The sequence below is a fragment of the Ideonella sp. P3_A4 genome (assembly GCF_056403075.1).
This window is the reverse complement of sequence record NZ_JBFUGE010000178.1, coordinates 1-11,436: the sequence shown is the minus strand read 5'-3', so window position 1 is coordinate 11,436 and position 11,436 is coordinate 1. Positions and strand designations below refer to the sequence as shown.

Sequence of the window (11,436 nt, the reverse complement as noted above, 5' to 3'; positions counted from 1 at the left end):
GACCTCAGGTGCCAACGAGCCAGGACAGCGGCAGGAAGCGCACCGTATCGCCCTTGGCAATCGCCTGACCCGGCGGGTTGTCGACCAGCCCGTCGGCCCAGACGGCCGAGGTCAACACGCCCGAACTTTGATTGGCAAACAACACCAGCTCGCCCTGCTCATTCAGCCGCGCGCGAAGAAACTCGCGCCGCTTGTCGGGCTTGGGCCAGTCGAAGCCTGCCGGCAGCGGCAACGCCCGCGGCAATGCCGATGGCAAGCCCTGCAATGCCCGCAGCACCGGTGCCACCGCCAGCAGGAAGGTGACGAAACTGGACACCGGGTTGCCCGGCAGACCGATGAAGAGCGCCTCGCCCTTCTCGCGGTGCACCGCACCGAAAGCCAGGGGCTTGCCCGGCTTGATGGCGATTTGCCACATATCCAGTCGGCCCTCCGCCTGCACGGCGGGCTTCAGATGATCCTCTTCGCCGACCGAGACGCCACCCGAGGTGATGATCAGGTCGTTGCCCTGCGCGGCGCGGCGCAGCGCCTCGCGCGTCGCCTCCAGCTTGTCGGGCACGATGCCGAGGTCGTCGACCTCGCAGCCTGCCGCCTCGAGCAGCGCGCGCAGGGTGAAGCGGTTGGAGTTGTAGATCGCGCCAGGTGGCAACGGGTCGCCCGGCATCACCAACTCGTCGCCGGTGGAAAACAGGGCAACGCGCGGACGGCGTAGCACCCGCAGCGTGGCGGCGCCCACCGAGGCCGCCAGGCCCAGCGCCTGTGGCGTCAGCCGCGTGCCGGCCGCCAACACCGTGCTGCCCCGCACGACGTCTTCACCGCGGCGGCGGATCCATTGCCCCGCTTCGACCGGGCCGGTGACGCGGATGCGGGCGCGTTCTTCGGGCGCGTCGATCGCCAGCGGCTCGCACTGCTCCTGCATCACCACCGTGTCCGCACCGGGCGGAATGGGCGCGCCGGTGAAGATGCGGGCGGCCGTGCCAGCCTCCAGCGGCTTGCCGACGGCGCCAGYGGCGATGCGCTGGCTGACCGGCAGCACGACGTCGGGCGACAGGTCGGCGAAGCGCAGCGCGAAGCCGTCCATAGAGCTGTTGTCGGCGGGCGGCACGTCGAGCGACGAGACCACCGGCGCGGCCAGCACGCGGCCCAGAGTCTGGGCTGTGGGCAGGTCTTGCGAATCGGCGATGCGCCGGGCGCTGGCCACCTCGACAAGGCGGGCAAGTGCCTCGTCGAGTGACATCAGCGGGGGTTTGGGCGAAGAAACAGTGGGTTCAGCCATGGCAAACCGCAGCGTACATGCAAGCCCCGCGACGTGTCACGCCGCCAGGCCAGTGTGCTGCGCGATGTAGGTTTTTACGCGGGCAACGTCCGGTGTCATCACGGTGAAACGCTTGGGCAGCGCCTCGATGCCCTCCAGCCCCGCCGGCCGCTCGGGCTCGCGGCCCAGCGCCTCGCGGATGGTCTCGGCAAACTTCGCCGGCAGCGCCGTTTCCAGCACGATCATCGGCACGCCGGCTTCGACCCGCTCGGCCGCCACCTTCACGCCGTCGGCAGTGTGGGTGTCGATCATCGTGCCGTGTTGTTCCCAGCTGCTGCGAATCGTCACCAACCGGTCGGCGTGCGTGCTGCGGCCGGACTGGAAGCCGAAGTTGGCGATGTGCGCAAACTCCTCAGCCGACAGGCTGAAGGCGCCCTGGCGCTCGATCTGCGTGCTGAACAGCTCGCGGGTGCGAGCGCCGTCACGGCCCAGCAGATCGAACACGAAGCGCTCGAAGTTCGAGGCCTTCGAGATGTCCATCGACGGACTCGAGGTTTCGTGCGTCTCCGCCCCCTTGCGCACGCGGTAGGTTCCCGTGCGGAAGAACTCGTCGAGCACGTCGTTCTCGTTCGTCGCGACCACCAGGTGCCTGATGGGCAGGCCCATCATTCGCGCGACGTGGCCGGCGCAGACGTTGCCGAAGTTGCCCGACGGCACGGTGAAGCTGACTTGGTCGGCGTTCGACTTCGTGGCCTGGAAATAGCCGGCAAAGTAGTAGACGACCTGCGCCAGCAGCCGCGCCCAGTTGATCGAATTGACGGTGCCGATCTTCTGCGCGCGCTTGAAGCCCAGGTCGTTCGACACCGCCTTGACGATGTCCTGCGCATCGTCGAACACACCTTCGACGGCGATGTTGTGGATGTTCTCGTCCTGCAGGCTGAACATCTGGGCCTGCTGGAACGGGCTCATGCGGCCATTCGGGCTGAGCATGAAGACGCGCACGCCGCGCTTGCCACGCATCGCGTATTCGGCCGCGCTGCCGGTGTCACCCGAGGTCGCGCCGAGGATGTTCAGCTGCTCACCGCGCCGGCCGAGTTCGTACTCGAACAGGTTGCCGAGCAGCTGCATCGCCATGTCCTTGAAGGCCAGCGTCGGGCCGTTGGACAGGGCTTCGATGAACAGGCCCGATTCGCCAAGCCTGCGCACCGGCACGATCGCGTCGGTGCCGAACACGGCCTTGGTGTAGGTCTTGGCAGTCAGCGACTTCAGGTCGGCGGCCGGGATGTCGTCGATGTACAGCGACAGGATCTCGAAGGCCAGGTCGGCGTACGACAGGCTGCGCCACTTCGACAGCGTCGCGTCGTCGACCTTCGGGTACTGGGCCGGCAGGTACAGGCCGCCGTCCGGTGCCAGGCCCTCGAGCAGGATTTCGCAGAAACGCCTGGGCGTGGGGTCACCACGGGTGCTGAGATATTGCATGGCCATCAGGCGAGCTCCTCCTTGCGGATCGAAACGATCGGCGCTTGCACGCTGGACAGCGCCTGCATCTTCGCCTGCGCATCGCGCATCCGGCCCTCGACCGTGTCGTGGGTCAGGATGATCAGATCGGTCGACTTCTCGCCTTCGGCCGATTCGCGCTGCAGCACGGCGTCGATCGAGATGTCGTGCTCGGCGAGGATCGTCGTGATCTTCGACAGCACCCCCGCCTCGTCAGCCACCCGCAGACGCAGGTAGAAAGCGGTCACCACCTGCGAGATCGGCAGGATCGGCGTGTCGGCCATCGCGTCGGGCTGGAAGGCCAGGTGCGGCACACGGTGGTCGGGGTCGGCCGTGTGCAGGCGGGTGATGTCGACCAGGTCGGCGACCACGGCCGAGGCGGTGGGTTCCGAGCCGGCGCCCTTGCCGTAGTACAGGGTGGTGCCGACGGCGTCGCCCTGCACCACCACCGCGTTCATCGCGCCTTCGACGTTCGCGATCAGGCGCTTGGCCGGCACCAGCGTCGGGTGCACGCGCAGCTCGATGCCGTGTTCACGCCGCTTGGTGATGCCCAGCAGCTTGATCCGGTAACCCAGTTGCTCGGCGTACTTGATGTCGGTCGCCGACAGCTGCGTGATGCCCTCGACATGGGCCTTGTCGAACTGCACCGGCACGCCGAATGCGATCGCGCTCATGATCGTCGCCTTGTGCGCGGCATCGACACCTTCAATGTCAAAGGTCGGGTCGGCCTCGGCGTAGCCCAGGCGCTGGGCTTCTTTCAGCACGGTGGCGAAGTCCAGCCCCTTGTCGCGCATTTCGCTGAGGATGAAGTTCGTCGTGCCGTTGATGATGCCGGCGATCCACTCGATGCGGTTGGCGGTCAGGCCTTCACGCAGCGCCTTGATGATCGGGATGCCGCCGGCCACCGCCGCCTCGAAACCCACCATCACGCCCTTGGCGTGGGCCGCGGCGAACACCTCGGTACCGTGGATCGCAATCAGCGCCTTGTTGGCGGTCACCACATGCTTGCCGGCGGCAATGGCCTCCATCACCAGCGTCTTCGCGATGCCGGTGCCGCCGATCAGCTCGACGACGATGTCGATGTCGGGATTGGCAATGATCTCGCGCGCATCGGCCACGATGTCCGTCTGGGTGCCGACGATCGCACGGGCGCGCTCGAGGTCGCGGCGCGACACGACGGTCAGCTCAATGCCACGGCCGGCCCGGCGGAAGATTTCTTCCTGGTTGCGCTGGAGCACATGGAACACGCCGCTTCCGACGGTGCCCAGGCCCATGAGGCCGACTTGAATCGGTTTCATTCAGGTATCACCTTGTGTTGTGTCTCTCGGATCGATCTGTCGGGGTTCACTCTCGTGGGGTGATGCGATGCCCTGGTCTTTCGGCCTGCGGCCACGGGTGGTGGCGGCGCAGGTCGGTGGTCAACGGCCGGATGTTGTGCCTCCGGACGTGACGATGGTCGGCAGGGTCCAGGCCCCGCCGGCCGCCACCAGCTTGCACATGCCGGTGGTGGATGAACTTGTGTGGATGAAGCTACGGCCGTCCCAGGTCCACTGGTCGGCGCTCCAGCAGTCGCCGATGTCGCGGCCTGGCTGTTGCGACTCGACCGTGTTGCCCGTGATCTTGGTCGCGTTGGTGCTGACGAGCGATGGGCGGCTCATAGCGACATCGTCAAACGGCGTGYCGCTTGCGGTAGTGCTCGAGGAAGCGGGCGATGCGGCCCACGGCCTCGGTCAGGTCGTCGGTGTTCGGCAGGAACACCAGGCGGAAGTGATCGGGCGCCGACCAGTTGAAGCCGGTGCCCTGCACGATCAGCACTTTTTCCTCGGCCAACAGCTCGTAGGCGAACTGCTGGTCGTCCGCGATCGGGTAGACCTTCGGGTCCAGGCGGGGGAACATGTACAGCGCAGCGCTCGGTTTGACGACGCTGACGCCGGGAATCTGCGAAAGCAGCGAATAGGCCAGGTCACGCTGGCGCGCCAGGCGGCCACCGGGTGCGACCAGGTCCTTGATGCTTTGATAACCACCGAGGGCGGTCTGGATCGCCAACTGGCCCGGGGTGTTGGCGCACAGGCGCATCGAGGCCAGCATGTTCAGGCCCTCGATGTAGTCGGTCGCGTGGCGCTTGTCGCCCGAGACCACCATCCAGCCGGCTCGATAACCGCACGAGCGGTAGTTCTTCGACAGGCCGTTGAAGGTCAGGCACAGCACGTCGTCGGCCAGCGAGGCGATGCTGGTGTGGGCCAGCCCGTCGTAAAGCGTCTTGTCGTAGATCTCGTCGGCAAAGATGATCAGTTGGTGCTGGCGCGCGATCTCGACGATGCCTTGCAACACCTCGACCGGGTAAAGCGCGCCGGTCGGGTTGTTCGGGTTGATGATGACGATGGCCTTCGTGCGCGGCGTCACCTTGGCGCTCATGTCGGCCAGGTCGGGCATCCAGCCCGAGCCCTCGTCGCAGTGGTAGTGCACCGGCGTGCCCCCGGACAGGGCCACCACCGCGGTGTACAGCGGGTAGTCGGGTGACGGGATCAGCACTTCGTCGCCGGCGTCGAGCAGCGCGTTCATGCTCATCGCGATCAGCTCGGAGGCGCCGTTGCCGAGGTAAACGTCGTCGACGGTCACGCCGGCGATCTGCTTTTCCTGGCAGTAGTGCACCACGGCTTTTCGGGGTGCAAACAGGCCCTTGGAATCGGTGTAACCGGCCGCATGTGGAAGGTTTCGGATCATGTCTTGCACGATCTCGTCCGGCGGCTCCAGGCCGAACGCGGCGACGTTGCCGATGTTCAGCTTGATGATCTTGTGGCCCTCGTCCTCCATCTGGCGCGCTTTGTCCAGCACGGGGCCACGGATGTCGTAGCCGACGTTGGCGAGCTTGCTGGACTTGGCGATGGGCTTCAAACCGGAAACTCCTCAGCGGCACATGCAGCGCACACATCCCTGGGAAAGGTCATGCTGCGCCGCAAAACGTACAATTTAACCATAGGCTTTTCGCGGCATAGGGCGCGTTCGCGCCCTGCGTTCAGGGCCAGGGAGCACGATGAAATTCCAACCGGACCACCTCGATGGCGTGAACGCCATTTCGAAGCTGGAAGCGGGCCGTATCTGGGTGCACGGCAACGCGTTCGAAACCAGCGTGCTGGTGCCCTGGCGCGGCGAGGTTCAAGCCTGGCCGGTCGACAGCGCCGCCGCACTTCAACCGGCCCATTTCGAGGCCATCGTCGGCTTTGCGCCGGAATTGGTGATTTTCGGCAGCGGTGAGCAGCACCGCTTCGTCTCGCCGGCGCTCTACCGGGCGTTGATCGAGCGCCGCATCGGTGTCGAGACCATGGACACGGCCGCCGCCTGCCGCACCTTCAACGTGCTGGCGAACGAAGGCCGCAAGGTATTGGGCGCCTTCGTGATGGACAAGGCGAGGTCGGCCATTTCTTAGCCCACGGGGGTAAGCCCGGACGCGAGGAAAACCTCACACTTCAATTTATAATCACGGGCTATGCCTCCCAGGGGCGCCCGCATAAGACACCMCCCTCATGACGCCAGCCCTCAATAAACCCCTGCCGGAACTTGAAGCGCAAGCCACCGGAGGCGTGAAGTTCACCCACACGGCCTTCAAGGGTCAAGCCATCGTCTTGTACTTCTACCCGAAGGACAATACACCCGGCTGCACCACTGAGGCGATGCAGTTCCGCGACCAGCACAAAGAATTTGTGAAAGCCGGCGCGGTGGTCTTCGGCGTGTCCCGCGACAACATGGCTTCGCACGACAAGTTCAAGCAGAACCTTGAACTGCCGTTCGAGTTGATCGCCGACACCGAAGAAAAGCTGTGCCACATGTTCGGCGTGGTGAAGAACAAGATCATGTACGGCAAGAAGGTCAAGGGCATCGAGCGCTCGACCTTCCTGATCGACGCCACCGGCGTGCTGCGGGCCGAATGGCGCGGCATCAAGGTCGCCGGCCACGTGGACGAAGTCCTGAAGGCCGTGAAAGACCTGAAGAAGGCGGCCTGAGCGCCGCCCGGGCAAGCGCCCAAGATCGCAAAGGCCGGCACTGCCGGCCTTTTTCATTGGCGGCCGGCTGCCCCAGCCTGTGGCTCGATCTGCAAGCCCAATGCGTCTCCTTTTCACGACTCGTCACGCCCGCCCGGGCGTCTGGCTGACAGCGAATCCCGGATGTGCATAATGGGTTCATGCCCGAGACCGTGATGGCGAGCATCCCCACACCAAGCCGCACAGCCGTCTGTGCGGCTTTTTTGTCTCCGGCAGCCAAAGCCACCTGCATGCCCCCTTGCGAACCAGGCCCCTGAGCCCCGCTTTCCATGCCCTTGCCGAAGCCACCTGCCACTCGCGCCGCCATCCTTCCCGCCACCGCCTACGAAACCCAAGCCGCGCCGAAATCGGCGCGCCGAACCCAGGCCGGCGCCACCAGCGCCGATGACGAGAGCACCCGCCTTGCGCTGCGAAACGACAGCGCCAACGGCGTGGCGGCACCACCCACCCCGGTCAAGACCAAGGCGCCTGCCCCCGCTCCGGTCGCCCGCAAAGCCCCCGCGGCTGAGCCCAAACCACGAAAACCCCGCAGCACCGGCCCGGCCAAATTGTTCGTGCTGGACACGAACGTGCTGATGCACGACCCGATGTCGCTCTTCCGCTTCGAAGAGCACGACATCTACCTGCCGATGATCACGCTCGAAGAGCTCGACGGCCACAAAAAGGGCATGAGCGAGGTCTCGCGCAACGTGCGCCAGGTCAGCCGCGAGCTGGATGCGCTGGCGTCCGACACCAAGCTGCACCCGACCGACGGCATCCTGCTGGCCAAGACCGGCCACCGCGAAGCCGGCGGCAAGCTGTTCTTCCAGACCACGCTGCTGGACGTGAAGCTGCCTGCCGGCCTGCCGCAGGGCAAGGCGGACAACCAGATCCTGGGCGTCGTGCAGTCGCTGCGCGAGCAGCATCCGGCCCGTGACGTGGTGCTGGTGTCGAAAGACATCAACATGCGGGTCAAGGCCCGCGCACTGGGCCTGGCCGCCGAAGATTATTTCAACGACAAGACGCTCGAAGACGGCGACCTGCTCTACACCGGCGTGATGCCGCTGCCGGCCGACTTCTGGGAGCGCCATGGCAAGACCATGGAAAGCTGGAGCCAGGGCGGGCACACCTACTACCGCATCAGCGGTCCGTTGGTGCCGGCGCTGATGATCAACCAGTTCGTCTACCTCGAGTCGCCCGGCGAAGCCCCGTTGTTCGCCCGCGTGACCGAGATCACCGGCAAGACGGCAGTGCTGAAGACGCTGCGCGACTACACCCACGGCAAGAACGCCGTCTGGGGCGTGACGGCGCGCAACCGCGAACAGAACTTCGCGCTGAACCTGCTGATGGACCCGGACTGCGACTTCATCACGCTGACCGGCACCGCCGGCACCGGTAAGACGCTGATGACGCTGGCCGCAGGCCTCAGCCAGGTGATGGAAGACCGCCGCTACACCGAAATCATCGTCACCCGCGTCACCGTGCCGGTGGGCGAAGACATCGGCTTCCTGCCCGGCAACGAGGAAGAAAAGATGGGCCCGTGGATGGGCGCACTCGACGACAACCTCGAGGTGCTGGCCAAGAGCGACAACTCAGCCGGCGAATGGGGCCGCGCGGCCACCAACGACTTGGTGCGCAGCAAGATCAAGATCAAGAGCTTGAACTTCATGCGTGGCCGCACCTTCCTGAACAAGTTCGTCATCATCGACGAGGCGCAGAACCTGACACCCAAGCAGATGAAGACCTTGATCACCCGCGCCGGCCCGGGCACCAAGATCGTCTGCCTGGGCAACCTGGCACAGATCGACACGCCTTACCTGACCGAAGGCTCGTCGGGCCTGACCTTCGCGGTCGACCGCTTCAAGGGCTGGCCGCACTCGGGCCACATCACGCTGGCGCGCGGCGAACGCTCGAGGCTGGCTGACTACGCTTCAGACGTGCTCTGACGCCACATTCGCTGGAATGAAAAACGGGCGCCCAACAGGGCGCCCGTTTGCTTTCCGGCAGGCTCAACACCCGCCGGGCAGCCGATCAACCGCTATTCAGCGGTGGCGTCAACGCCTGTCACTCACGCGCATCACCCGTGGCATTCGGGTTGGCCTTGGGCCAGACCAGCGGCGCCACGTGTTCGCCTTCCACCGAATAGAACACGAAGTGCGCGCGGCCCTTCACTTCTCGGCCCGCCACCTGCGCCAGCGGGATCACCTGGAAAGCCTGCCTGGGGCGAGCCGCCAGAGCCGCATCGCCCGTGGCTTGCCACGGGTAACGCAGGCCGAGTGACACGACCTTGGCGCTCGGGTAATCCTTGCGGGCTCGCTCGGCCAACGCTTCGGCAGACACCGTGCGCGTCACCATCGAGCGATCGGCAGCTTCGGTCGCCACCGGCCCGATCGTGCGGATCGAGGCCAGCTCACCCGAGCGGTGAACCGCCACGGTCGTGCTGGCGCCGAACACCTCGATGCCGCCGACCGCATGTGGCACTTCGAACAGGTATTCCTTCACCCGCGAAACCACCGGGCCACCACGTGCGCGCTCGCCCTGCATCAGCCGGTTGGTACGCAGCGCCCCCATCGCCAAGGCATCCGCTTCGACGAGGTGGCTTGACGACAACGACAGGAGCACCGCGTCGAAGACCGCCCGCGCCTGCCCCGCCCCCACATCGGCCGCCGAACTGAAATCGTCGGCCACCGCTCCATTCACGGCGAGCAGGTCGCGGCGCTCGTTGTCGACCAGCACGCTGATGCGCCCGGCCTTGTCTACAGACGCCGCGGCCGCCCGCATCTGCGCGACTTCGGCATCCGAAGCGCCGCTCTCGGTCAGGGCCACACCCTGCTCACGAGTCGCTTCGACCAGGTAGTGCGCGCCATTGCGCGATTCGACCCGGAATTGCGCCTGTGCGGCCGGGACCCGCACCTTGCTGTGCAGCGTCAGCAGCTCCTCGCCGGCCAGCACGCTGGCAAAGCCGCTGGCGCGCGACCAGGTCTTGGCGGCCGGCATGGCACCGTTGTCGAACTGCGCCACCGGCAAGCTCGCGCCTACCTGAGACAGCGGTTCGGCTGCGGCAGCCCAAGTCGCCGCCGAAGCCGAGGCGAGCAACGTGGTGATCGCGGCGGCGGCCAACACGCTGCGTCGCGTCGATTGAATGGCCTTGCGGGCCTGATGGGCCGTATTCATGGTTTTCATGTTGCGTCCTCTGATGTTTCAGCTGATGAATTCCCAGCAGCGGTAACCCCAGTTGCCGCTCAAGGTGTCGACCACGTGCTGGCCCAGCGACTGGCTGCCGTGGAAGGCCCAGCAAGTCGCCGCGTCCGTGGCCGTAGTGGCCGATAGCACCATCGGTTTGCGACCGCCGCTTTGCATCTGGCGTATCCAGGCGTCCTTGTTGGACAAGGTCTTCGACGAGTTGTAGAAGTCGCGCGCCTCGTCGTCGCCGATCGCGATGCTGTTCGTCCAGCCCAGGCTTTGGCGCAGGTTCATGCGCCGATAGCCCGCGCCGCCCTCGTCCAGCAGCCCGCCGGCGAGCATCTCGCAACTCAGCCAGATGCCGATGGTGCCCAGACCGCCCGTCGACCCATAGCCCAGTGCCATGTCGCTGCCCGCCTGTGCGGTGCACACGCCATTGCGTGGGCGAAAGGTCAGCAGCCCGGAGCCACCGTGGCCCGCGAACAGCGTCAACGAATTGGCGTCGCCGTAGGAATCGTCCAAACCGCCCGCATCGAGCGACTTGTCGCGAAAGTCCTGAGGCCAGGCCGACGCATTGGTGAAACGGTTGCCGCTCCAGCCGTCGGCCCGCATCGCCGTCGCCAGCGAATCGGAGACGGTGTTCAGGTCGGCGTTGGTGCACATCGTCACATCAGAGTACTGAGTGACTTCGTCCATGTAGAACGTCAAAGGCGCAGCCGCAGCAACGGCAGGTATCGCTGATACGGCCATGAAGCGCGCCAAATGGCGTGCAAGAGATCGCATGATTTCTCCTTGAAACGAACACGCTGATATTGCGAACCGGACGCAGCCGACCGTCGACCCCGACGCCAAATCAAATGGCGAGGGCCTGGGCATCAGGACAACTGGACGACAACCCTGCAGCGGTCACGTCCGGACGAGAATGAGCTCGGTGGGCAGGCGGCCGCCTGCCACTTGGCTCATGGATTCCGCGATGTCATCGGGGTCACCGCCGCAGGACGCGACAGCTCCCCTTTCAGGAACGCAAGGCATGGCGTCGAGGCCACGGAGAAAAGCGCCCGAATCCCATCCGGTCGAGGGCAAGTCGCTGCAGAAAGCAAGGCGCGGACCTGTATCTGCACTGCGCTCATCGGCGATGCTAACGACTCTGTTCCACGGCGGAAGAGTTCACACCGGATGGCGCAAACACCTATGGCTTGGATGCCACGACCTATCAATAAACCAGTTACGTGGGTGGGCAACGCGATAGAGCAGTTCCGCTAGCGTCACCCACCGGCTGAGGCGAACCAATTCGCGCGTGAAAACCTATCCATCGGGGCGTGCGAGACGGCGCAGCGGTTGGGGCGCTCAGCATTTGGTGCAATGCTTTCCGGCGACAAGGAACGCATCTTCGTCAAGCCTCCGGCCCTGCTGTCGGCTTAGGGAATGGGCTTGAAACGACGATTGCCGATGCGCCTGGTTGCATCTCAAACAATGGCATACCGC

Annotated in this window: 10 protein-coding genes; 3 read left to right on the top strand and 7 right to left on the bottom strand. The window is 65.4% G+C overall.

Features of this window, described 5'->3' with window-relative positions; translation table 11 throughout:
* Nucleotides 1-4 precede the first annotated feature (4 nt).
* The 5 genes from AC1DYI_RS16635 to AC1DYI_RS16615 all read right to left on the bottom strand — a co-directional run bounded on the left by AC1DYI_RS16635 (nucleotide 5) and on the right by AC1DYI_RS16615 (nucleotide 5,644).
* On the bottom strand, nucleotides 5-1,273 hold the full coding sequence (locus AC1DYI_RS16635; RefSeq protein WP_477205243.1) for a molybdopterin molybdotransferase MoeA: 1,269 nt from the start codon (nucleotides 1,271-1,273) through the stop codon (nucleotides 5-7).
* Nucleotides 1,274-1,309: 36 nt separating this feature from the next.
* Nucleotides 1,310-2,731 carry a threonine synthase gene (gene thrC / locus AC1DYI_RS16630; protein WP_477205244.1) on the bottom strand — a complete coding sequence of 474 codons (1,422 nt, stop codon included), beginning with the start codon at nucleotides 2,729-2,731 and terminating at the stop codon, nucleotides 1,310-1,312.
* A 5-nt stretch (nucleotides 2,732-2,736) separates the two neighbouring features.
* On the bottom strand, nucleotides 2,737-4,047 hold the full coding sequence (locus tag AC1DYI_RS16625; protein ID WP_477205242.1) for a homoserine dehydrogenase: 1,311 nt from the start codon (nucleotides 4,045-4,047) through the stop codon (nucleotides 2,737-2,739).
* A 120-nt stretch (nucleotides 4,048-4,167) separates the two neighbouring features.
* On the bottom strand, nucleotides 4,168-4,407 hold the full coding sequence (locus AC1DYI_RS16620) for a DUF1176 domain-containing protein (RefSeq protein WP_477205241.1): 240 nt from the start codon (nucleotides 4,405-4,407) through the stop codon (nucleotides 4,168-4,170).
* 10 nt (nucleotides 4,408-4,417) lie between these two features.
* Nucleotides 4,418-5,644 carry a pyridoxal phosphate-dependent aminotransferase gene (locus AC1DYI_RS16615; RefSeq protein WP_477205240.1) on the bottom strand — a complete coding sequence of 409 codons (1,227 nt, stop codon included), beginning with the start codon at nucleotides 5,642-5,644 and terminating at the stop codon, nucleotides 4,418-4,420.
* A gap of 139 nt (nucleotides 5,645-5,783) precedes the next feature.
* Here AC1DYI_RS16615 and AC1DYI_RS16610 point away from each other — a divergent pair, with 139 nt between their 5' ends.
* From AC1DYI_RS16610 to AC1DYI_RS16600, 3 genes are all read left to right on the top strand, one after another.
* Nucleotides 5,784-6,176, top strand: coding sequence for an Mth938-like domain-containing protein (locus AC1DYI_RS16610; protein ID WP_477205239.1), 393 nt, complete (start codon nucleotides 5,784-5,786; stop codon nucleotides 6,174-6,176).
* Between the two features lie 97 nt (nucleotides 6,177-6,273).
* A complete protein-coding gene (locus AC1DYI_RS16605; RefSeq protein ID WP_477205238.1) occupies nucleotides 6,274-6,750 on the top strand; it encodes a peroxiredoxin in 477 nt (158 codons plus the stop codon).
* A gap of 308 nt (nucleotides 6,751-7,058) precedes the next feature.
* Nucleotides 7,059-8,714, top strand: a complete 1,656-nt coding sequence (locus AC1DYI_RS16600) for a PhoH family protein (RefSeq protein ID WP_477205237.1) — start codon at nucleotides 7,059-7,061, stop codon at nucleotides 8,712-8,714.
* A 118-nt stretch (nucleotides 8,715-8,832) separates the two neighbouring features.
* On the opposite strand, the gene AC1DYI_RS16595 is transcribed toward AC1DYI_RS16600, so the two are convergent.
* Nucleotides 8,833-9,951: a hypothetical protein gene (locus tag AC1DYI_RS16595; protein WP_477205236.1), complete on the bottom strand. Its 1,119-nt coding sequence runs from the start codon at nucleotides 9,949-9,951 to the stop codon at nucleotides 8,833-8,835.
* 18 nt (nucleotides 9,952-9,969) lie between these two features.
* Nucleotides 9,970-10,647 carry a DUF6345 domain-containing protein gene (locus tag AC1DYI_RS16590; protein WP_477205235.1) on the bottom strand — a complete coding sequence of 226 codons (678 nt, stop codon included), beginning with the start codon at nucleotides 10,645-10,647 and terminating at the stop codon, nucleotides 9,970-9,972.
* Nucleotides 10,648-11,436 lie beyond the last annotated feature (789 nt).

Excerpts from the sequence above, each read along its gene's own strand:
- thrC (WP_477205244.1), bottom strand. The coding sequence starts at position 2,731 with ATGCAATATCTCAGCACCCGTGGTGACCCCACGCCCAGGCGTTTCTGC.
- AC1DYI_RS16625 (WP_477205242.1), bottom strand. The coding sequence starts at position 4,047 with ATGAAACCGATTCAAGTCGGCCTCATGGGCCTGGGCACCGTCGGAAGC.
- AC1DYI_RS16620 (WP_477205241.1), bottom strand. The coding sequence starts at position 4,407 with ATGAGCCGCCCATCGCTCGTCAGCACCAACGCGACCAAGATCACGGGC.
- AC1DYI_RS16610 (WP_477205239.1), top strand. The coding sequence starts at position 5,784 with ATGAAATTCCAACCGGACCACCTCGATGGCGTGAACGCCATTTCGAAG.
- AC1DYI_RS16605 (WP_477205238.1), top strand. The coding sequence starts at position 6,274 with ATGACGCCAGCCCTCAATAAACCCCTGCCGGAACTTGAAGCGCAAGCC.
- AC1DYI_RS16600 (WP_477205237.1), top strand. The coding sequence starts at position 7,059 with ATGCCCTTGCCGAAGCCACCTGCCACTCGCGCCGCCATCCTTCCCGCC.
- AC1DYI_RS16595 (WP_477205236.1), bottom strand. The coding sequence starts at position 9,951 with ATGAAAACCATGAATACGGCCCATCAGGCCCGCAAGGCCATTCAATCG.
- AC1DYI_RS16590 (WP_477205235.1), bottom strand. The coding sequence starts at position 10,647 with ATGGACGAAGTCACTCAGTACTCTGATGTGACGATGTGCACCAACGCC.